Genomic DNA, 21250 nt, shown 5'->3' with positions numbered 1-21250 from the left:
TGATCGGACATTTCACCCCGTCGCGCGGTGACCGACGGGTCGACCAGCGACATCACCTTACTCGGACATACCGGGCATTCCGCCGACGTGAATGACAATGGAGTAGTTATCACGGTGGAATTCATTTCTCGGATCGGACACGCGGCATTTCGGGCGCGACTCGCAAAATCTTCGCAAAGAAGTGCACGCCCGACAGCAAATGCACCTGTGGTCATACATGTCCTCACCCCTACAGTGACCTGCGGTGCCGCCCTTTCCGAGGCGGCTCCCACCGGGCCGCCGCCTCCCCGTCACCGGTCCGGTTCCTTCCTCCGCTTCCCTGGGTGACGGGCGCAGGCTCCGCGGTCTCCCCACAGGTCCGCGGCGTATCGACTGCGAGGCGACGGAGAAAGTGATCGCCACCGATGTTCCGCACCGCTCCACGCGCCACGCACCGGGCTCCCGGTCGTGCCGTGATCGACTACCGAGGGCTCGCCGCCCCGGTCGGCAAGGGCGTGGGAGGGGCCGCCGTGATCGGCGCCGTCTCCGCGACCGCCGCCCTCGCCGGCAGCACCTCCGCCACCGCGCAGGCGCCCGCGGCCGCCGCCGCCTCCGCCGCGCCGTCCGCCGGGACCGCCGCCGCGATCCCCGCGGCCGTGTCCGCCGTCGCGCCCGCCAGCACGCAGTACACCTCGGTGAAGCTGCGGCTCGGCTCCCGCGGCAGCGCCGTCTCCTACCTCCAGCAGCGTCTGAACGCCCACGGCGCGAGCCTGAAGGTCGACGGCGTGTTCGGCTCCGCGACCCTGCGGGCCGTCAAGAATCGTCAGTCCGCGGCCGGCATCGGCGTGGACGGCGTGGTCGGTCCGAAGACCTGGAACGCCCTGACCGGCGGCTCGTCCTCCGCTCCCGCGGCCGGCTCGTCCTCCTCGCAGCCGAAGCTGCGTCACGGCAGCCGCGGCACCGCCGTGTCGACCCTGCAGAGCGGGCTCAACGCCCGCGGTGCCGATCTCAAGGTCGACGGCGTCTTCGGCGCCGCCACCGGCTCGGCCGTCCGCTCCCTGCAGTCCGCCGCCGGCATCGGCGTGGACGGAGTGGTCGGTCCGAAGACCTGGAACGCCCTGTACAGCGGCGTGTCGATTCCCTCTGGCGGCACCGGCGCGAGCTCGGGCACCACGGTCAACGGCAGCGCCATCGTGTCCGCGGCCCGCGCCCAGCTCGGGGTCCGCTACAAGTGGGGCGGCTCCACGCCCTCCTCCGGCCTGGACTGCTCCGGCCTCGTGTACCACGCGTACAACCAGGCCGGCATGAACATGCCGCGCAAGACCGCCAAGGGCTACACCTTCGGCGGGCGGATCATCCCCAAGTCGCAGGCCAAGCCCGGCGACCTCGTGGCCTTCACCGGCAACGACTACGGCCACATGGGGATCTTCACCGGCGGCAACGGCATCATCGACGCCTCCGGCTCGCGCCAGCAGGTCGTCGAGCGCACCATCTGGAACGCCCCGCACGTGTTCGTCACCTACCGCTGAGACGGCAGGAGTCGCGCAGAGGACCATGACGGCCTGCTCGACGCGAGAGCGTCACCGGGAAGGAGCAGGGCGACATGGTGGAGGAGCCCGGTCGGCATCGCCGACCGGGCTCCTCCGCGTCCGGGCCGGTTCGTGCCGCGGGATGTGATCCACGTGGCAGACTGGTCGGGTCACGAACTCCCACGTCCCTCAGGAGATCCGGATGCCCGACCCCATCGCACTCGTCCCGCTGCCCCGATCCGTCGTGTGGTCGGAGGGCACGTGGGAGACGACCGACCCGTGGGAGGGCCTGTCCGTCGGCCTCAGCGAGGACCTGCCGGCGACCGAGTACGCCCTCTCCATCTCCCCGCAGGGCGCGGCGCTGAGCGCCGGCAGCGAGGCGGCCCTGGCCGACGGGCGCAACACCTTCGCCCAGATCGTCACCGGGGCCGACGGGTCGATCCCGTGCGTGACCATCGCGGACAGCCCGAAGCACGCCTGGCGCGGCATGCACCTGGACGTCTCGCGCCACTTCCTCCCGGTCGAGGAGATCGAGACCCTCCTGGACGGGATGGCCCTGCACCGCCTGAACGTCCTGCACCTCCATCTCACCGACGACCAGGGATGGCGCGTGGAGATCAAGGGCTACCCGCGCCTGACCGAGGTCGGCGCGTGGCGGGAGCAGACGCTCGTCGGCCACATGAGCGGGGACGAGGAGTCCTGGACCTTCGACGGCGTGCGCCACGGCGGCTCCTACAGCCAGGAGGAGCTCAAGGGCCTCGTCGAGTACGCGCGGCGCCGCGGGATCATGATCGTCCCCGAGATCGACCTGCCCGGGCACATGCAGGCCGCCGTCGCCGCCTATCCGGAGCTGGGGAACTTCCCCGAGCAGCAGGTGGGCGTGCGCGAGGTGTGGGGGATCTCCGACCACGTGCTCGGCGTCTCGGACCAGGTGTTCGACTTCCTGCGCGACGTGCTCACGCAGGTCGCCGGCATCTTCCCCGCCCCCTACGTGCACATCGGCGGCGACGAGTGCCCCACCGGCGAGTGGGAGCGCTCCTCCCAGGCCCGTGCCCGCATGAACGAGTGGGGCCTGACCCGCGTCTCGGAGATCCAGGGACGCTTCACGACCTTCGCCTCCGAGGTGCTCGCCGAGCAGGGCAAGCGCGCCATCGCCTGGGACGAGGTCCTGGAGACCCATCTGCCCGACGACACCGTGATCATGAACTGGCGCGGACCCGCCGGCGTCGCGGAGGCCACCGCGCGCGGCTTCCAGACGATCGTGGCGACCTCCGACCTGCTCTACTTCGACCACTACCAGGCGGACCCGGCCGACGAGCCGCTCGCCATCGGCGGGAAGTCCACGCTCGAGGACGTGTACACCGGTCGCCTGCTGCCCAAGAAGATGAGCGCGGACCAGGAGCGCCTGGTGATGGGCCTGCAGGCCCAGCTGTGGACCGAGTACCTGCCCGACGCCGGCGCCATCCAGTACATGGCCTTCCCGCGCCTGTGCGCCTTCGCCGAGCGGGCCTGGGGCTCTCCCGAGCAGAGCTGGGACGAGTTCCAGGAGCGCCTGCGCGCCCACCTGCCGCGCCTGGACGCCTTCGGGATCCGGTACCGCCCGCTCGACGACTGACGTCTGCGATGCCCACCTCCCACCGAGACGCGCACCCCTACGGCCGCTCTGCCGCTGACGTGCGCCGCCGCGACACGCGGCTGCGTCGCACGCGCCGGCTCCGCGCGACGCAGCTGGCGTTCTTCTCCGTGCTCGCCGTGGCGCTGATCGCCGTGGGCGTGTACGCGGTGGGCGAGCTGCGCGAGCCGGTCGAGGAGCCCGGGATGATCGCGCCGAAGGAGATCGGGCCGGACCCAGTCGCCGTGGAGTGCCCCGACGAGGGCGCCGTGCCGCTGCCGCCCGCAGAGGTGACGGTCACCGTGCTGAACGGGACCACCCGCAGCGGTCTCGCCGGCGAGGCCGCGAACGAGCTCGCAGGCCGCGGCTACGAGACCGGCGAGCCGGGCAACACCCGCAGCGCGAGCGGCCCCGCCACGATCGTCCACGGACCGACCGGCTATCTCGCGGCCCAGTCCGTGCGCGCCCAGCTCGCCACGGCCGACGTCGAGCCCGTGCTGAAGCTCGACGAGGCGAGGGAGGGCACCGACGTGGATCTGCTGCTCGGCGCCGGCTTCACGGACCTCGCGCCGGCGGCCGCGGCCGCCGACGCGCTGGAGGCGCCGGTCCCCGTCCCCGAGGGCTGCTGAGCCAGAGCCCCGCGCGGCGCCGCGCGCCCCGGTCAGTCCTCCCAGTCCCGGCGATCGACCTCGCTCCGCGTCCCGGTCCACAGCGAGATCGCGCCGCCGAAGAGCAGCAGCATCACGATCGTGCCGAAGACCAGCGCGGTGCTCGGCGAGGAGGGCATCAGCCCGGCCAGCACGCTGTTGATGCCGGAGACCTCGGGGCCAGACTCGCCGGCGGCGTCCAGGTCCGGGTCGACGTCGACGGCGAGGCCCGCCTGAGCCGGGATGCCGGTGCTGTCGACCACGTGGTAGGTGATCGTGGAGGTGCGTCCCGAGAAGCCCTCCTCCGGGGTGAAGGTCACCGCGCCGTTGCCGCTGACGGTGAACTCGCCCTCCCCCGGGATCACGAGGCGCTTGCCGCGCCCGTCGCGGAGGTCGGCGAGGTTGGTCGCCTCCAGGGCGCTGATCTCCACCGTGGCCGGCTCGAGGGGCTGCGAGCCGCTGCCGGCGGTGTCGTTGCCGAGCACGTCCACGGAGACCGGGCGGCCCGGGGCGGTGCGCGCCTCGTCGTCGCGCAGGGTCGCGACGATCGGCGAGTAGATCGCCGTGAGCGAGGCGCTGACGGGGTTGTCGGCGTAGACGCCGCGGGCGGTGATCGCCACCGGATCGGCCGTGCCCTCGAAGCCCTCCTGCGGGGTCAGGGTGACGGTGCGGGACTCGAGGTCGATCCGCCAGGTGCCCTGGTCGGGGACCGTCAGGGTCGTCCCGTCGGCCGAGACGTCGGCCCCGTCGGGGGCGTCGGCGGCGTCGAAGCGCAGCGAGTCCGAGCGCACGTCACGGATCCCGGTGCTGAGGTCGAAGACGATCTCCGTGCCGGGCAGGGCCGCCTGCTGCCGGGAGAAGAGCACGGGATAGGCGGTGCTCAGCAGCGCGGTCGCGGCCGTCGCGCCCTCGCCGTCCCCGCCGGTGATGCCCATCGGAGCGACCAGGCGCACCTGGTCGCTCTCCGGGGCGAAGCGGACCGTGGCCGTGGCGCGGTCCAGCGTCCACACGCCCACGTCCCGCTCGGTCACGCGGGTGCCATCGGCGGAGGCCTCGTAGGCCGCCTGGTCGCCGAGGGGCTCCAGACGCAGCGTGGTCGGGTCGACGTTCTGCTGCCCCTCCCCCACCACGAACACGATGTCCTCGCCGAAGGGCGCGGAGCGGTCGAGGTCGGAGATGATCGGGATGGTGAGCGTGACCTGCCCGGCCCGTTCGACGGCGCCCTCCTCGTCCTCGACCACGTAGAGGACCGGGTCGAGCTGGCGGCCGAGGCCTGGGCCCGCGGGGGTGTGGGTGAGGCTGCGGCGATCGCTCGAGAGCTGCCAGGCGCCCTGGTCGGGGACGGTCGCGCGGCTGCCGGCGAGGTCGACTGTCGAGCCGGCCGGGAGATCCGCGAGCTCGAGCCGCACGGCCCCGTCCTCGGGCACGTCGTCGGGCAGCTCCACGGTCGTGGCCTCCCCGGCGGAGCCGTGCGCGTCGAGCTGCTCGAGCTCGAGCAGCTCGGGCGTGAGCACCACGGGCAGGGAGCGGCTGTCGTGGAGGCCCCCGACGGTCAGGGCGATCGGGGTGCTGGGCCCCTGCACCCCGAGCAGCGGCGTGAACACCAGCTCCTGGCCGAGCAGCGTCCAGGTGCCCTCCCCGGCGACCGCGATGCTGAGCGAGTCCTCCCCCAGCTCCATCGTCGAGCGGACCGCCTCGTCGAGCTCCTCGGGCACGGCGAGGCGTGCGGAGTCCAGGTCGACCTGGTCCTCGACGTCGTCGGCGACCAGTGCGCGCAGCGGGATCCGCGTGACCGTCCCGGGGATCATCGAGAGGGTCTGCGTCTGGGCGGGGAACTCGAAGGGGCCGTCCTCCCCGAGCGCAGACGCGGCGGGCGCGAGAGAGACCGCGAGCGCGGCGGAGGCCAGCAGCGCCGCCGCGCGGGTCAGCGGGCGCGGCCCACGCGCGCGCGGGGGACGGAGCGGGGGCTCGAGCACCGGCCCAGCCTAGCAACGGCCGCGGCGCAGGCCCTGGAGAGGCGGCCCTGCCCCTCCCTCCCGGACCCCTCGACCGTAGAGTGACCCCATGGCCGATGCGCGCTCCACCGCCCTGCTCGACATGACCCTCCTGCCGCCGCTCGGGGAGGTGCTCGACCTCGCCGCCGCGCAGCTCGCCGCCTGGATGCCGCAGCAGCGCTGGTACGCGCACAAGGGCGCCGGCGCGCCGCAGGTGGAGGTCGCCGGGTGGGCGCCCCTCCGAATCGCCCCGGATCATGCGACGGTCCTGCTCGTGGCCGCGGTGCATCTCGGCGACGGTGACCGCCCCGCGGCCGACGGCGCGGCCGCGGACGCATTCGACGGCACGGCCGGCGGTGCCCCGGACGCCCGGGGCGCCGCTCCCGGCGGCGCTCCCGGCACCGGGCCGACCGGGCCCCGGGAGCCGGACGCCCTCTACCAGGTCCCGCTCGTGCTGCGCCGTCCCGAGGGCGCCCCCGCCCCCGAGGAGGGCGCCGAGATCGGGGTGCTCGCGGTCGCCGGCGGTCCGCTGCGGGTGGACGACGCGACGCGGGACGCCGACGGGCGGGCCGCCCTGGTCGCGACTCTCGTCTCCGGAGACGGCGCCGCCGGTCCCGGGCTGTCCCTGGCCTCCCACCGCACCCTCCCCGACTCCCCGCTGCCGCTGGGCCGGGCGATGCGCAGCCGGGTGCTGGCCGGGGAGCAGTCCAACACCTCCCTGATCATCGAGACGGAGGGAGCCTCCCCGCTGATCGTGAAGCTGTTCCGGGTGCTGCAGGACGGGGAGAACCCCGATGCGGTGCTGCAGGGCGCGCTCACCGCGCAGGGCTCCGTCCACGTGCCCGCCGTCGTCGGCGCCGCGACCGTGCGCACCGGAGCGATGCGCACCCATGCCCTCGTCGCCCAGGAGTTCCTGCCGCAGGTCGAGGACGCCTGGCGGGTCGCGCTGCGGCTCGCGCGCGCCGGCGAGGGCTTCACCGCCCCCGCCCGGGCGCTCGGCACGACCCTCGCCGAGGTGCACCGCGATCTCGCCGGCGCGCTCGGCACGGTCGCGGCCGACGAGGGCGCGGTCCGGACCGTGATCGCGCAGATGCACTGGCGTCTCGCACAGGTCGCCGCGGAGGTCGAGCAGGTCGCCGCGCACCGGGAGCCGCTCGCAGCCCTGCTGGACGCGGCCGCGGGCCAGACGTGGCCGGCGATGCAGCGCATCCACGGGGACCTGCACCTCGGGCAGGTGCTCGCCTCGCCCGAGCGCGGCTGGGTGCTGCTGGACTTCGAGGGCGAGCCGCTGCGGCCGCTCGCCGAGCGCGCCCTGCCCGACTCCCCGCTGCGGGACGTCGCCGGAATGCTGCGCAGCCTCGACTACGTCGCCGGCGCCGTCGCCCTCGAGCACGGGGTCGACGCGGAAGCCTGGGCGGCCGACGCCCGCGCCGCCTTCCTCGAGGGCTGGGCGGCGGAGGCGGGGACGCCCGCACCCGCGGTGCTCGCCGCCTTCGAGGCCGACAAGGCGGTGTACGAGGCGCTGTACGAGTCCCGTCAGCGCCCCGACTGGCTGCCGATCCCGCTCGGCGCGCTCGAGCGGATCAGCGCACGAGGCGCGGGGGCGGGGTCGGCGGGCTGAGCGCCGAGACGGGGCTGGTGGTGGTGATCGGCGTGAGGGAGCCCGGCAGGAACGGGGCGCTGATGGCTCGCACCGCGACGCGCACGCCGACGATCACCTCGAGCAGATCGCCGTCGGCCCCGCCCCAGGTCGCGTCGAGGATCCCGTTCGCCTCCTCGGCGGAACGGCGGGTGAGGCCGTGGGCCGCGGCGCGGCGCTCGACCGACTCGAGCAGCCTCGCGCTCGCCGCCTGATCGGGATCGGGCGTCCCGTCGGCCGCGAGGAGGGCGCTGACGTGGCAGAGAGTCTGCAGCCCGTGCCAGGAGCCGCCCGAGGAGCGGTCGCGCTCGGGGCGGTGGTCGCGGAAGGCGAGCAGCCCGGGCTGCTGCTCGAGGAGCACGGCGGTCACGTCCCCCAGCAGGGTTCGGATCCGCGCATGGGTGGCGTCCTGGCCCGGGATCTCGTCCCCGGTCCGTCGGGGGAGCGCTGGCATCCTCGACCGCCTCTCCCGTCGCGCCGCCCGCGGCGACGTCCTGCTCCGTCACCCGTCCGCGCGGGTGGCGACCAGGGTATCGGCCCCTCGGGGAGCCCTGCGATGGGGAGAACTCCCCATCGGCCGGCGAGCGCCGGGCTCAGCCCTCCTCGACCGGCACGAAATCGACCGGGGAGACCGAGGAGTAGCGGTCCTGTCGGATCGAGACCACGCCGACGCCGCCGATGAACGGGGCGAGCGCCTGCGGGTTCTTGCCGGGGTTGGCGAGGATGACCTGGAAGCCGAAGTGGCGGAAGGACTCCATCGCGGCGGTGATGAACTTGCCCGCGCCCTTGGAGAACGCCTCGTCGATGATGATCGGCGCGTAGCGGGGCACCTCCTGCCCGGTGCCGGCGAGCTGGTAGCGCAGCGCGGCGGCGAGGCAGAAGGTGGCCAGGCGCTCGTTCTGGCCGCCGGAGAGGGGGCCGCCGGACTCGTGGGCGTGGACCACGGTGCCCTCGGCGTCGACCTCCTCGGCGTGGAAGTGCACGTGCCGGCGCACGTCGAGGATGACGCGGGAGACCTGGTCGTCGCGGGTGCGGGCGGCGCCGATGAGGTCCATCAGGTGGCGCAGGGACAGGAAGCGCTCCTCGGCCAGCTCCCGGTCGCGGGAGATGTCGTTCAGCGCCGTGTCCGCCACGGCCTCCTCGAGCGCCTTGCGGAACTCGTCCAGGGCCGCGAGGTGCACGGGCCGCATGGACAGCTGCAGGAAGCGGCCGGAGTGGAACTCGACCTGGGCCAGCAGCGCGTTGATGCGCTGGAGGCGCTTGCGGATCTCGGCGGGCTCGCGCGCGATCGCGGTGGCCAGCGCCTGCACGTCCCCGAGGGTGTTGCCGGTGAAGAACTCGAAGAAGCGGTCCTCGACCTCGGGCAGCTTCTCCTCCTCGATCCGCTGGAGGATCGCGAGATAGTCCTCGATCCCCTCGAGGGTGGGGGCGGTGTCCCCGGCCTGCGCGGGCCAGCGGCGGGAGAACTCGCGCATGGCGGTGCGCATGTCCTCCTCGGCGCGGGAGGTGCGCTTGGTGAGGTCCATCAGCTCCGCGTCCAGGGTGGCGGAGGCGTCCTTGGTGACGCGGTCGATGGTGGACAGCACGAGCGTCGGGGCGATCGCGGCGAAGCGCGCGGCGAGCTCCTCCTCGACCTCGGGGTCCAGGCTCGTCTCGGCGATGCGCTCCTGCGCCTGGGCGAGGCGCTCCTCGGCCCGCTCGGCCTGCTCGGAGGTCTTCCCGGCCGCGCGCACCACCTCGAGCAGCTCCTCGTCGCTCGCGGCGATCGAGGCCTCGACATCGTCGATCTGTCGGGCGAGCTCGGTGAGGGCGGCGGAGCCGTCCTCCGCGGCGCGGACCATGTCGCGCAGGTTCGCCACACGCCGCGCGACCGAGGCGGCATCGATGTCGTCCCAGGTGACCGCGCTGATCGCCTGGAGTGCGTAGAGCCGCTCACGGCGCCGCTCCCGCTCGACCTCGACGTCCTTGCGGCGGGCCTGCGCCTCGAACAGCGCCTGCTCGGCGCGGGTGCGCTCCTGCTCGAACACGGCGCGCTTGGCGCGGTTGTCGAAGCCGAGCACCCACTGGGAGCGGTCGTTGATCTGCCGGTCCGCGCTCTTCTCGTGCCGGGTGGCGGAGTGCTTGATCTGGCCGGAGCGGAGCACGGCCCGGTTCAGCCGGGTGAATTCCTCGAGGCTCTCGGCGCAGGTGTAGTCCATGCGGGCGGCGATCTCGTGGGAGAGCCAGACGTGGAACTCGCCGTCCTTGACGTCGAGCTTCGCCGCGAGCGAGCGCTGGTCGATGTTCTTCGCGGGGCGGCGCAGATCGGTGTTCACACGGTTGTAGGAGATCCGACGGCGCAGCTTCGTGCGGTCGATGACCTGCGCGACCTGGCGGTACGCCCGGTCCGGGACGAGGATCGAGCGGGCCAGTCCTCGCAGCGCCTGCTCCGCGGCGGCGGTCCACTCCTCCTCGCCGTCGCGCACCTGCAGCAGCTCGGCGGCGAAGGGCAGCTCGGTCGGGGCGATGCCCACCTCGGCGGCGATGTGGTCGCGCAGGGCCACGTCCTCGGAGTGGAGGTTCGAGGCGCGGGAGGTGAGGGAGGCGAGCTCCTCGCGGGTGCGCTGAAGGGTCGCGCCGAGCTCGCGCACGGTCGCCTCCGCCTCCCAGCGGGCGGCGTCGGCGCCCCGCTCCTCCTCCTCGAGGGACTCGCGCAGCTGGGCGACCTCGCGCTGCAGGCCGAGGAACATGTCCTCCCCCGCCGGGGTGCGCAGCTCCACGGTCGCCAGCTGCGAGGCGAACTCGGCGGCCCGCTCGCGGCGGCGCTCCCGCTCCACCTCGAGCCCGGCGATCTGCTGCTTCCAGTCGTCGATCTCCCCGCCGCCGGCGCGGCGGCGCTGCTCCTTGAGCTGGGCGAGGTCGGAGCGGGCCTCGGCCACGTCCTGGGTGAGGCGGCGCTGCTGGGCGGTGAGCGAGTCCCGCTCCAGCTGGAGCCGCCCGGTCTCCTCCCCCAGCAGCCGCACCAGGTGCTGGGCGGCGAAGACGTCGATGTCGGCGCGGCGGTCCACCAGCTCGCCGCCGCGCTCGCGCATCGCGGACCAGTCCTCGTGGGTGGTGCGCAGGGTGCGCAGCAGGTCCCGCTGCTCGCGCGCGGTCACCAGGGCCTCGTACACCTCGGAGAGGTTGTGGAAGTTCGCCAGCGCCTGGTCGGCGAGCTCGAAGGTGCGCGGCTCGTCGAGCATGTAGTCGCGCAGCAGCGCGTTGACGTCGCCGAGCTCCTTGGCGGACTGGATCTTGTGCAGCAGGCCGAGCGCCTTCTCGTCGGGGATGCCCAGCAGCTGGCAGAACGCGGCCCGGTACTCGCGGAACTGGCGGAAGGTCTGGGTGCCGGAATGGGCGGCCTCGAGCGCCTTGCCCTCGATCTGGGTGGAGACGAACTGGCGCAGGTCGGTGACGTCCAGGGGCTTCCGGGCGATGACGTAGAGGGACTTCACGTCGGAGTCCGCGGAGTGGCCGGCGTGCAGGAGCAGCAGACGGGAGAGCTGGACCGTGCCGCCGCGGCCGTCGCCGTAGCGCAGGGTGAGCACCGACAGGGTCGTCTTCTCGCGCAGCACCTCCTGGCTGAACTCGCCGGTGGCCTGGTCGTAGTGCATCGCCCAGGCGCCGCGGACGTAGCTGGCGACGGTGCGGCGGTACTTCGAGCGCTGGGGGCCGGCGTCGGAGGCGGCGGCGTTGAACTGGAGCGTGCGCGGCGGGGTGAGCAGGGCGCTGATCGCGTCCAGCAGCGTGGACTTGCCGGTGCCGGGCCCGCCGGTGAGGAAGAAGCCCTTGGAGGAGATCGCCAGGTCATGGGTGCCGTGGAAGGTGCCCCAGTTGGAGATCTGCACATGGGTGAGCCGCCACTGCCCCGGGTGCGGATGATCGGGGTCGGTCACCGCCGGCTCGGCGGGGGCGTCCGGCCCGGCCATGCCGGGGAGGTCGAGGACGTCCTCTCCCCGGGTGTTCGCGGCGTCAGTCGTGGTAGGCACCCCGTCAGGGTACCGAGTCCGATCGCGATGCGGGGCTGACCGGGGCAGCCCCACTCACGGCCGGATGATCCCCACCCCGGCAGAGGTGCGCTCCCCCAGCTCGACCAGCGCCTCGCAGGCCTGCTCGAGGTCGAGGGTGCGTGTGACCAGGTCCTGCGGCCGCAGCGAGCCCTCGCGCACCAGGTCGAGCAGCCCCGGATAGTCTGCGGCGGCCATGCCGTGGCTGCCCAGCACGGCGAGCTCCTGGGAGATCACGCGAGGTATCGCGAGCCGCGGCGGCTCCGCGTACAGCCCGATCTGCACATGTCGTCCGAGCGGAGCGAGGGCGAGCAGCGCCGCGTCGGTCGTCGCCTCGCGCCCCAGAGCCTCGACGCTCGCCGTCGGCCGCTCCCCCGCCGCCTCGACGATCGCCGCGGCCGTCGCCGCCGAATCCAGGCCGCGGGAGTCCACGGTCACCGCCGCCCCGTGCTCGCGGGCGAGGGCGAGGGCGCTGGGGTCGATGTCGACGGCGATCGGCCGGGCGCCGAGCGAGGCGGCGATCATGATCGCCGAGAGCCCCACCCCGCCGCAGCCGATCACCGCGACGGTCTCCCCGGCGCGGAGCCCGGCGCGGGCGGTCAGCGCCCGGTACGCGGTCGCGAAGCGGCAGCCGAGGGTCACGACCGCCTCGGCGGGCAGGTCCTCGCCGACGGGCACGAGGTTGTGGTCGGCGGCCCGGATCGCGACCTGCTCCGCCCAGGAGCCGTCGTGGGTGAAGCCGGGCTGGGTCTGGTCCGGGCAGATCTGGGCGGCGCCCTGGCGGCACCAGCGGCAGCGCCCGCAGCCCTCGACGAAGGGAGTGGTCACCCGCTCCCCGACCCGCACCGACGTGACACCCTCCCCGAGCGCGGCGACGCGGCCGACCATCTCGTGCCCGGGCACACGCGGGAGCGTCACCGTGTCGTCGTGTCCGGCGAAGGCGTGATGGTCGGAGCGGCACACTCCGGTCGCCTCCACGTCCAGCACCACGCCGCCGGGCGGGGCCGAGGGGGCGGGGAGGTCGCGGACCTCGGGACGGAGACCGAACTGCTCGATGACGACGGCACGCATGGGGAGAGTCTGTCAGCCCCGCGGGTGGGTCGCCTTCGTGCTCACCCTTCGGCACGCCCCTTGCGCCAGTAGCCCATGAAGCTCACCTGCTTGCGGTCCACGCCGAGCTCCTTGACCAGGTGGCGGCGCAGGGTGGTGATCACCCCGGCCTCCCCAGCGAGCCAGGCGTAGAAGGGGCCGTGCCCCTCGGTGGTCTCCCACAGGATCGAGGAGTCGATGTCGACCTCCTCGAACTCGCCCGTCTCGGAGGGCACACCGACGGAGCAGTCCTGGCACAGCTCCGGCCGCTCGTCCAGGAGGCGCCGCACCGCGGGGTCCAGCAGCGTGCCGTGCGGGGCGTCGCCTCGGGCGAGCCAGGTCAGCTCCACGTCGGAGCGGGAGAGGACCCGCTGCTCGTCCCGGGCGTCGGGCACCTCGATGAAGGCGTGGCCGGTGAAGCCGGCGGGGAGCGTCTCGAGGATCGCGCAGATCGCGGGCAGGGCCGTCTCGTCCCCGGCCAGCAGCAGGCGCCGGGCGGTGCCGGGACGGAACTCGATCCCGCCGTAGTCGGGGCCGACGAGGCGGCGGTTCGGGCCGAGCATCGTGACCGTGTCGCCCACCTCGGCGGCGGCCGCCCAGCGCGCCGCGACCCCGGAGCCGGGGACGACGGGCTCCTCGAGGTGCAGGACCATGTCGATGTCCAGCTCGGGATCCTCCCCCAGGTTCCCGGGATGGCCCGCGCCGCGCATCTCGCGGATCGAGTAGGTGCGCATCCAGCCGCGCTCGGCGGTGTCGACCTGCAGCCAGTCGCGGTACCAGCCCGCGAAGGCGTCGGGGTCGGAGACGGCGTCGGGGCGCAGCGCGGCGAAGTGGTCCACGCTCGCCTCGGGGCCCGGGATGATCAGCTTGATGCGCACGTCCAGCAGCGGCCCGCCCACGCCGAGATGGCGCAGCTCGGGGCTGGTCAGGGTCAGGCGCACGAGGTTCTTGCCCACCATGGTCCGGGCGCCGACCGTGAGGGTGAAGGCGAGCTGCGGACTCCCCTCGAGCGCGGGGACCAGCACGGGCTCCTCCGAGGCGCGGGCGGCGGTGCGGTGCTGGTCGGTGGCGACGGACATGGGGTCCTCCTCGGACTCGTCGGCCGTGCCGGGGGCGGTCCCGGCGGCGGCCTGGCGTGCGGATTCGGGGTCGGTGTCGTCGGCGCCCCGGGAGGCGACGCCGTCGGGTGCGGTCTCGGGGGCGGCGTCCCGGCCCAGCGGCAGCACCATCGGGGTGCCGGTGACCGGGTCGGGGGCGATCAGGGCGTTGAGGGCGAAGACCTCCTTGACCATGGCCGAGGTGATCACGTCGGCCGGGGCGCCCTGGCAGTGGACGGCACCGCGGTGCACGGCGACGAGATGATCGGCGTAGCGGGCGGCGAGCTGGAGGTCGTGCAGCACGATCGCGACGGTGGTGCCGCGGGTGCGGTTCAGCTCGCTGACCACGTCGAGCACCTCGAGCTGGTGGGTGACGTCGAGATAGGTGGTCGGCTCGTCCAGCAGCAGCACCTCGGTGCGCTGTGCGAGCGCCATGGCGATCCACACCCGCTGACGCTGCCCTCCGGAGAGCTCGTCGAGCAGACGGCCCTCGAGCTCGTCGGTGCGGGTGAGGGCCAGCGCCTCGGCGACCGCCTGCTCGTCCTCCTCGCTCCACTGCGGGAACAGGCCCTGGTGCGGGTAGCGGCCGCGGGTGACCAGCTCCCGCACGGTCACGCCGTCGGGCGCGAGCGGGGACTGCGGCAGCAGGCCGAGCCGGCGGGCGAGCTCCTTGCCGCGCAGGGAGTGGATGTCGGCGCCGTCCAGCAGCACCGACCCCTGACGGGGCGGCAGCAGACGCGACAGGCCCCGCAGCAGGGTCGACTTCCCCGAGCCGTTCGCGCCGACGATCATCGTCACCTTCCCCTCGGGGAGGGTCAGGTCGAGGTCATCGACGACGACGCGTCGCTCGTAGGCGAGCTGCAGGTTCCGGGCGGTCAGCTGGGCCACGGGATCACCTTCCACTTCCGGAGGTCTTCGAGCGCACGAGCATCCACAGCAGGAACGGCGCCCCGAGCGCTCCGGTGATGACGCCGGCCGGCATCTCGTGCCGGCCGAAGAGGTTCTGGCCCGCGACGTCGGCCGCGAGCACGAGCACGGCGCCGAGCAGCGCCGCGAGGAGGAAGCTGGGCCGGCCCGCGATCATCCGCGCGAGGGGTCCTGCGAGGAAGGCGACGAAGGCGAGCGGGCCGGCGACCGCGACGGTGAAGGAGCTCAGCAGCACCCCCACGATCACCAGCGCGATGCGGGTGGCGGGCACGGGCAGGCCGAGGCTGGTGGCGGTCTCGTCCCCCAGCTGCAGGATCCGCAGCCGGCCCACCAGCGCGGCGAGCAGCGGTACGAGGACCACCAGCGAGGCGGCGAGCACGGCGGCGCGCGGCCAGGTGGAGCCGGCGACGGAGCCGACCAGCCAGTGCATCGCATCGCCCGCCTGCTGGGACTCCATCCGGCTGAGCAGGTACTGGATCAGCGCGGTGAAGCCGGCGGCGACCCCGAGGCCCACCAGCACGAAGCGGTCGTCGACCGCGCCGGCGCCGCCGGCCCCCGGACCGCCGGGCCGGTGCGCCCGCGCCACCCACAGCACCAGCAGCGCGGTGCCGAGGCCGCCCAGCAGCGTCCACCAGAACAGGGCCATGCCCTGGGCGTCCAGCACGGCCATCGCCAGCACCGCGGCGGCGGAGGAGCCGAGGGTCACGCCGATCACGTCGGGGCTGGCCAGGGGGTTGCGCAGCAGGGTCTGGAAGACGGTGCCGGACAGGCCCAGCGCCGCCCCGGCGAGCGCGCCGACGACCGCGGCGGGCAGACGGTCGTCCATCACGATGAAGGAGACGCCGGGGATCCGCTCGCCGAGCACGGCCCGCACGGCGAGGTCGGCGTAGACGAAGGGGGTGCCCAGCAGCACCCGGGCGGTGAGGAGGCCCGCCACGACCAGGATCAGCAGCAGCGGAAGGAGGAGGCGGCGCGAGGTCACAGTGCCACCCGCTTCCGGGTCCGGATCAGCACGAGGAAGACGGGCACGCCGAGCAGCGCGGTCATCACGCCGACCTGCACCTCGGCGGGCGGGGCGATGACGCGGCCGACCACATCGGCCAGCAGCAGCACCACGGGGCCGAGCAGCAGCGAGAGCGGCAGCAGGCGGCGGTGGTCCGAGCCGACGAGCAGGCGCACCGCGTGCGGGACCACGAGGCCGAGGAAGCCGACCGGTCCGGCGAGGGAGACCGCCGCCCCGACCAGCAGCACGATGCCGACGCCGAGCACGACCCGAGTGCGGCCCACGTGGACGCCGAGCCCGGCGGCGGCGTCGTCGCCGAGGGCGAGGGCGTTCAGGGACCGGGCGGCGCCGAGCACGATCAGGGTCCCGATCAGCAGGGCGGGCGCGACGGCCGCGAGGTCCCCGAGGTCGCGGGCGCCGAGGGTGCCCACCTGCCACAGCCGCATCCTGTCCAGCGCCCCCTGGTCGAGGATCACGAGGGCGTGGACGAGGGAGCCGAGGCCCGCGGTGACGGCGGCGCCGGCGATCGCGAGGGTGACCGGGGTGGCGCCGGTGCGGCTCGCGGCGGCCAGGGCGTAGACGAGCACGGCGGCGAGGGCCGCGCCCACGAAGCCCGCCGCCATGAACTGGGTGACGCTCGAGAAGGAGAAGAGGTAGACGCCGGTGGCCACGGCCGCGGCCGCCCCGGAGTTCAGTCCGAGGATCCCGGGATCGGCCAGCGGGTTGCGGGTCATGCCCTGCAGCCCGGCGCCGGCGAGCGCCAGGGCCACGCCGACGGCGAGCCCGGCGAGCGTGCGCTGCAGGCGGCTGGCGAGGACCACGTGGTCGGCGTCGGCCGGGTCGAAGGCGAGCGCGGCCTGGCAGGCCGCGTCGAGGGGGACGGTGCGGGCGCCCACCAGCAGGGAGAGCACGCAGGCGACCGCCAGGGCCGCGAGGGCCCCGGCGGTCGCGAGCAGGGTGGGCCGGCCGGGCACCGTTCAGGCCTGGGCCGTCTGCGCGGCCTCGATCACGGAGGGGACCACGTTCTCGAGCGCCCAGGGCAGGCTCAGCACGCTCGCCGCGGAGATCGAGAGGGTCTGGTGGTCGTCGGGGGTGAGGACGAGGGCGCCGCTAGCGACCGCGGGGATCTGCGCGAACAGCGGATCGTCCTGGAAGGTCTCGACGGTGTCGCCGGCGGCGGCCCAGGTGTAGAGGACGTCGGAGACGAGCTCGTCGCCGCGCTCGGCGGACCAGTCGAAGTAGAAGGTGTTCTCGTCGGCGGTGTTCTCGGTGACGACCTCGGCCTGGGTCATGCCGAGCGCCGTGAAGAAGCGCGGGCGGGTGTCGTCGCCGGAGTAGATCGAGATGGTGTGGTCCGTGGTGGACAGGCTCGCGGCGATGAAGGTCGACCCGGCCACGGCCGGGTTCTCCTCGCCGACGGCGGCGAGGTCGGCGGTGAGCTGCTCGGCGAGCTCGGCGGCGGCGTCGCTGCGGCCGGTGGCGGTGCCGACGGCGGTCAGCACCTCCTCCCAGGAGGCGGTGTAGTTCGCGGCGAGCGGGCCGATGGTGGGCGCGATCTTGGAGAGGGTCGCGTACTCCTCCTCGGTCAGGCCCGAGTAGGCGGCGATGATCAGGTCCGGGGTCAGCGCGGCGATCTCGTCGGTGTTGACGCCGTCGGCCTCGGAGTAGGTGGTCGGGGCGTTCTCGCTGCCCCAGGAGGCGCCGAGCTCCTCGAGCTTCGCGTCGATCCAGTCGGTGGACTGGTTGTCGTTGCCGCCCCATTCGACCAGCGGCAGGCCGACGGGGACGATGTCCAGCGCGAGGACGGTGTCGGCGTTGACCCAGGAGACGGTCGCGATGCGGGTGGGCTCCGCGGCGATCTCGGTGGTGCCGTAGAGGTGCTCGACGGTGGCCGGGAAGGCGTCGGCCGCGGCGCCGGAACTGCCGCCCGCGTCGGAGGCGCCGGAGCCGGCGACATCGGCGCCGCCGCTGCAGGCGGCGAGCGCGGGCAGGGCGAGGGCGGTGAGCACGACGGAGCGGCGCGTGAACGAGCTCGACATGGGGCGATCCTTCTCTCGGCACCCCCGGTCCAGGGGTGAGGTGAGCCTGACCTTATTACGCAACTCTCGCGTCACTCAATTGCTGGGAGGGTCGTCGCGGCCTCCCGCACGGACCTTCCGGCCAAGCGTGCCGGTCACAGCCCCGCGCCCCGGCGGGAATGCGTCTCAGATCACGCCGTGGATCAGCTCAGATCACGCCGTTCATCAGCCCGTCGCCGCCGCCTCGTCCTCGTCGTCCGCGCCGCCCACATCCTCAGCGTCGCGGGGGTCCTCGAGCCCGTCGACCCCGGCCTGCCGGTACAGGGAGATGAACTCGCGCGCCGTATCGGGCCCGATCATCAGCCGCAGCACTGGGGAGACCTCGTAGTCGTCGCCCTGCTCGTCCAGCAGTCCGGCACGCTGGACCTTCGCGATCGAGGCGCGGACCTCCTTGGCGAAGCCGGCCTCGTCGGTGGAGGTGGTGCGGCGGTAGGCGGCCAGCGCCTGCTGGATCTCCGCCTCGGAGACGACGGTGCGCTGGCCGCGGGAGGACTGGGTCAAAAGCATCTGGCGCAGCACGAGCAGCAGCACGGAGTCGAGCCGGTTCATGCCGGTCAGACGACGCAGGAGCTTCGGGGCGTCGGGGTCGTCCTCGCTCTGGCGCACGAAGGCGACCTGGGCGTCGTCGTCGACGATCAGCTCGAGGAAGAGGTCGGCGAGCCGGGCCTCGATCGCGACCCGGTCCCGCAGCAGCTGCGCGTAGCGGCCGCCGTCGCGGCGCCCGTCGAGGAAGGGGCCCTGGAGCAGGTGCACGAGCACGCGGCGGGACTCGTCCACGAGCGCGCCGCCGGGCACGGAGGGGCTCGCCTCCTCGCCGGGCGCGTGGTCGTCGGGTTCGGTGCGGTGCGCAGGACTGGTCACGGCCAGACAGCCTACCGGCGCGGGGCGCGACGAGCCGGCGCCCGGACAGTGCGGGGCACTTCGACCGACTGGCGAGCAATCCACCCAAAACGGACATCGATCTGGTGGAATCGGGGTATGCCCGGGCGGGACGGACCGCCTGCGGCCCGCCGACGACCACGAGGAGCCGTCATGTCCGATCTGCCCGTGCCCGCTGTTCTCGCGATCCTGGCGGTCGTCCTGCTGGTGCTGGTCGTGCTCGGCGTCCTCGTGGCGCGCGGCCGACGGGACGACCAGGGTCCGGTCGGCACCGGAGCGACGCAGGGCGGCACCTCCGCGGAGTCCTCGACCGGCGCATCGGCCGCACGGCCGGCCGACACCTCGAGCGATGGACCGACGGTCTCCGACGCGAGTGCCGATCCCGCCGGCCCTTCTCCCTCGTCCGCCGAGGCGACGGGGGTCGCGCCCGCCGGCGCGGTGGAGGAGGACCCGTCGGCATCCTCGGACGCAGCGCCCGTCGACGATGATCCGCGGCCCTGGCGGGAGCGCCATGGCCGCCGCGCCTCGCGTCCGCTGCTGAGCGAGCGGTCCGAGGCCCGGACCGCCGAGGAGGAGCTCGCTCCGGCGCAGAACTGGGAGAAGCCCCAGGACGGGGAGGCCGAGCTCCGGCGCTGAGCCGCGCCGACCGTTACCGGCACGGGCGGACGACCGCTCCCCCGCCACGCTCAGGACGCGCCCGTCGACGGCTCGGCGGGACACGTCGTGCCGATCGGCTGGTCGAAAATCTCTCCGGATCCGTCTCGGTCTGGTGGAATCGGGGCATCGCCCTGTGCCGGGACCCCCGTCCGGGGCGCGCTCCGCCGCCCGGCGGTGGAGCAGTCGAGCGGTGAGGAGCCGACCATGACCGACCTGTCCACCCCCGTGATCGTCGGGATCATTCTGCTGGTCCTGATCGTCGTCATCGTCCTGATCGTCGTGGGCGCGAAAGCCTCGAAGCGTCGCAAGCAGCGACAGCAGGAGGAGGATCGACGCCGCGCCGCGGAGATCCGCGAGCAGGCCGCCCAGAAGGAGCAGGCCGTCCAGGAGCGCGATCTGAAGGCCCGCGAGTCCGAGATCGAGGCCGACAAGGCCCGTCTCGAGGCCGAGCGGAAGGCGAACGCGGCCGAGCAGGAGCAGCTCGCCGCCGAGCGTCGCCGGAGCGAGGCCGAGACGCAGCGCCAGGAGGTCGACCAGGAGCGCAGCGCCGTCGAGGAGCAGCGCGCCGAGGCGGACCGCCTGGACCCCGATTCCCCCACGCCCCGCGACGGGGACCGCACCGCGCCGGCCGCAGGCGCTGCCGGCCACGACCGCACGGCTGGCGAGCGCATGTCCGACGACCGTGCGGCCGACGGCCGACGCGTCGATGACCGCGCCGCCGACGATCGCTCCGCTCGCGACGACCAGCGCACCGTCCGGGGCGATGAGCGTCCCGTGCAGCGCGAGGACGAGCCCCGCAGCGGGGCCGGGACCGCAGCCGCGGCCGGTGTCGCGGGCACGGCCGGCGTCGCCGCCGGGGCGGCCGCCGCGCATGGCGGCTCGCCGGAGGATCGCGCTTCAAAGGATCGCTCCGCAGTGGCCGACGACGCGTCGTCGCACGAGCGTCCTCACGGCCGTCGCGCCGCTCGCACCGAGCAGGAGCCGCGCGAGGACCGGAACCCCGAGGGCGACGTCCGCGCGGGAGGTGACCGCGAGGGAGGCGTCCGAGAGGACCGGACTCCTGAGGATCGCGCCGCTGTCGACCCGGCCCGCGATGACCGCGCCCACGAGGGCCTGGATCGGGACGGTGCCGTTCGCGACGGCGGGGCCGCCGGGGTCCGTGAGGCCGACCGTCCCGTCGGGGCGGGCGAGGCCCGCGCGACCGACCATCCTGTCGGGACCGGCTATGAGGGCGAGGCCCACCGGGCCGAGCAGCGCCCGGCTCGCGACGAGTCGATCGACCGTCACGACATCGATCAGCAGGACGTGGCCCGGCACGATGCGGACCGTCGGCATGATCTGACCGGTCACGGCGAGGGTCAGCAGCAGGCCGACCCGCAGCGCATCGATCAGTCGGCGGTGGACCGCAGCGACGTCGACCGGTCCGTCGTCGACCGCGGCGACGCCGATCGCAACGACGTCGATCGCGGCGACGCCGATCGCAACGACGTCGATCGCGGCGACGCCGCCCGTTCCGAGGCGGACCGCCACGACCCGGTCCGCTCCACGGACGAGACCGGCGACCTCGGCCGGGCCGGGACGGAGCGCGACGAGCGCGGCATCCGCGACGACCGCGTGGGCGATCGGCCGGCGCGCGCCGAGGACCGCTCGGGCATGGAGCCTCCCGTCGCGCAGGACTGGTCCGGCGGCTCCGCGGACCGGCGCGGCACGGAGCAGGATCGGCTCAGTGCCGATCAGGACCGGCTCGGCGCCGATCGACAGGCCTCGCAGCCCCAGGACGGTCCGGAGTTCCGTCCGGCCGGGGCAGATCCGGAGGTTCCGCAGGACGGTGCTCGCCACCAGGGCGAGTTCCGCCCCCTGGACAGCCGCGACGGTCGCCAGGACGGCTTCCAGACCCAGGAGTCGCGACAGGGTGAGTTCGAGGACGATCCCTTCTTCCGCCAGGAGCAGCAGCTGCGGGGCCAGAACGGCGATCTCCCGCCGAAGGCTCCGGAGTTCGGTGCCCCTGAGGACGGCTCCGTGCAGAACCGTCTCCCGGAGGACGGCGTCGACGGAGAGGCCGGGGACGCTCGTCGCTGACCCCTCCCGACCGCGG

The 21250-nt window shown here is 74.0% G+C and carries 15 protein-coding genes; 6 read left to right on the top strand and 9 right to left on the bottom strand.

Features of this window, described 5'->3' with window-relative positions; all coding sequences use genetic code 11:
- Nucleotides 1-452 precede the first annotated feature (452 nt).
- The 3 genes from RBL05_RS12920 to RBL05_RS12910 all read left to right on the top strand — a co-directional run bounded on the left by RBL05_RS12920 (nucleotide 453) and on the right by RBL05_RS12910 (nucleotide 3749).
- Nucleotides 453-1508 (top strand): peptidoglycan-binding protein, encoded by a 1056-nt coding sequence (locus RBL05_RS12920; protein WP_308739112.1) that lies wholly within the window; start codon nucleotides 453-455, stop codon nucleotides 1506-1508.
- A gap of 202 nt (nucleotides 1509-1710) precedes the next feature.
- Entirely contained in the window at nucleotides 1711-3123 is a 1413-nt protein-coding gene (locus tag RBL05_RS12915) for a beta-N-acetylhexosaminidase (protein WP_308739113.1), read from the top strand.
- Between the two features lie 8 nt (nucleotides 3124-3131).
- A complete protein-coding gene (locus RBL05_RS12910) occupies nucleotides 3132-3749 on the top strand; it encodes a LytR C-terminal domain-containing protein (RefSeq protein ID WP_308739114.1) in 618 nt (205 codons plus the stop codon).
- Between the two features lie 32 nt (nucleotides 3750-3781).
- Here the strand turns inward: RBL05_RS12910 and RBL05_RS12905 are convergent, their stop codons facing one another.
- Nucleotides 3782-5743: an Ig-like domain-containing protein gene (locus RBL05_RS12905; RefSeq protein ID WP_308739115.1), complete on the bottom strand. Its 1962-nt coding sequence runs from the start codon at nucleotides 5741-5743 to the stop codon at nucleotides 3782-3784.
- Between the two features lie 88 nt (nucleotides 5744-5831).
- Between RBL05_RS12905 and RBL05_RS12900 the strand changes: the two genes are divergently transcribed.
- The gene (locus RBL05_RS12900; protein ID WP_308739116.1) at nucleotides 5832-7382 is read left to right on the top strand and encodes a phosphotransferase; all 1551 of its coding nucleotides are present in this window, start codon (nucleotides 5832-5834) and stop codon (nucleotides 7380-7382) included.
- Here the strand turns inward: RBL05_RS12900 and RBL05_RS12895 are convergent.
- The 8 genes from RBL05_RS12895 to RBL05_RS12860 form a co-directional block, all read right to left on the bottom strand.
- The gene (locus RBL05_RS12895; protein WP_308739117.1) at nucleotides 7345-7854 is read right to left on the bottom strand and encodes a hypothetical protein; all 510 of its coding nucleotides are present in this window, start codon (nucleotides 7852-7854) and stop codon (nucleotides 7345-7347) included. The genes RBL05_RS12900 and RBL05_RS12895 overlap by 38 nt on opposite strands.
- A 139-nt stretch (nucleotides 7855-7993) precedes the next feature.
- On the bottom strand, nucleotides 7994-11407 hold the full coding sequence (locus RBL05_RS12890; RefSeq protein ID WP_308739118.1) for an ATP-binding protein: 3414 nt from the start codon (nucleotides 11405-11407) through the stop codon (nucleotides 7994-7996).
- Between the two features lie 54 nt (nucleotides 11408-11461).
- Entirely contained in the window at nucleotides 11462-12496 is a 1035-nt protein-coding gene (locus RBL05_RS12885) for an alcohol dehydrogenase catalytic domain-containing protein (protein WP_308739119.1), read from the bottom strand.
- A gap of 41 nt (nucleotides 12497-12537) precedes the next feature.
- Nucleotides 12538-14499: an SIP domain-containing protein gene (locus RBL05_RS12880; protein WP_308739120.1), complete on the bottom strand. Its 1962-nt coding sequence runs from the start codon at nucleotides 14497-14499 to the stop codon at nucleotides 12538-12540.
- 4 nt (nucleotides 14500-14503) lie between these two features.
- Nucleotides 14504-15520, bottom strand: coding sequence for a FecCD family ABC transporter permease (locus RBL05_RS12875; protein ID WP_308739121.1), 1017 nt, complete (start codon nucleotides 15518-15520; stop codon nucleotides 14504-14506).
- A complete protein-coding gene (locus RBL05_RS12870) occupies nucleotides 15517-16515 on the bottom strand; it encodes a FecCD family ABC transporter permease (protein ID WP_308739122.1) in 999 nt (332 codons plus the stop codon). The genes RBL05_RS12875 and RBL05_RS12870 overlap by 4 nt, the downstream gene beginning before the upstream one ends.
- A 3-nt stretch (nucleotides 16516-16518) precedes the next feature.
- Entirely contained in the window at nucleotides 16519-17580 is a 1062-nt protein-coding gene (locus RBL05_RS12865; RefSeq protein WP_308739123.1) for an ABC transporter substrate-binding protein, read from the bottom strand.
- A 204-nt stretch (nucleotides 17581-17784) separates the two neighbouring features.
- Nucleotides 17785-18480, bottom strand: coding sequence for a DUF4194 domain-containing protein (locus tag RBL05_RS12860; protein ID WP_308739124.1), 696 nt, complete (start codon nucleotides 18478-18480; stop codon nucleotides 17785-17787).
- Between the two features lie 171 nt (nucleotides 18481-18651).
- On the opposite strand from RBL05_RS12860, the gene RBL05_RS12855 reads away from it, so the two are divergent.
- Together RBL05_RS12855 and RBL05_RS12850 are read left to right on the top strand one after the other, a co-directional pair.
- A complete protein-coding gene (locus RBL05_RS12855; protein WP_308739125.1) occupies nucleotides 18652-19134 on the top strand; it encodes a hypothetical protein in 483 nt (160 codons plus the stop codon).
- A 225-nt stretch (nucleotides 19135-19359) separates the two neighbouring features.
- On the top strand, nucleotides 19360-21234 hold the full coding sequence (locus tag RBL05_RS12850) for a hypothetical protein (RefSeq protein ID WP_308739126.1): 1875 nt from the start codon (nucleotides 19360-19362) through the stop codon (nucleotides 21232-21234).
- Nucleotides 21235-21250: the final 16 nt, after the last annotated feature.

The sequence above is a fragment of the Brachybacterium sp. GU-2 genome, assembly GCF_030866705.2.
In the GTDB taxonomy this organism is placed as follows: domain Bacteria; phylum Actinomycetota; class Actinomycetes; order Actinomycetales; family Dermabacteraceae; genus Brachybacterium; species Brachybacterium conglomeratum.
The sequence above is the reverse complement of the archived record's forward strand: the minus strand, read 5'-3'. Positions and strand labels throughout refer to the sequence as shown.

Bases quoted from the DNA above. Each gene is read 5' to 3' on its own strand.
- RBL05_RS12915 (WP_308739113.1), top strand. From the start codon at position 1,711: ATGCCCGACCCCATCGCACTCGTCCCGCTGCCCCGATCCGTCGTGTGG.
- RBL05_RS12900 (WP_308739116.1), top strand. From the start codon at position 5,832: ATGGCCGATGCGCGCTCCACCGCCCTGCTCGACATGACCCTCCTGCCG.
- RBL05_RS12855 (WP_308739125.1), top strand. From the start codon at position 18,652: ATGTCCGATCTGCCCGTGCCCGCTGTTCTCGCGATCCTGGCGGTCGTC.
- RBL05_RS12885 (WP_308739119.1), bottom strand. From the start codon at position 12,496: ATGCGTGCCGTCGTCATCGAGCAGTTCGGTCTCCGTCCCGAGGTCCGC.
- RBL05_RS12895 (WP_308739117.1), bottom strand. From the start codon at position 7,854: ATGCCAGCGCTCCCCCGACGGACCGGGGACGAGATCCCGGGCCAGGAC.
- RBL05_RS12865 (WP_308739123.1), bottom strand. From the start codon at position 17,580: ATGTCGAGCTCGTTCACGCGCCGCTCCGTCGTGCTCACCGCCCTCGCC.
- RBL05_RS12910 (WP_308739114.1), top strand. From the start codon at position 3,132: ATGCCCACCTCCCACCGAGACGCGCACCCCTACGGCCGCTCTGCCGCT.
- RBL05_RS12850 (WP_308739126.1), top strand. From the start codon at position 19,360: ATGACCGACCTGTCCACCCCCGTGATCGTCGGGATCATTCTGCTGGTC.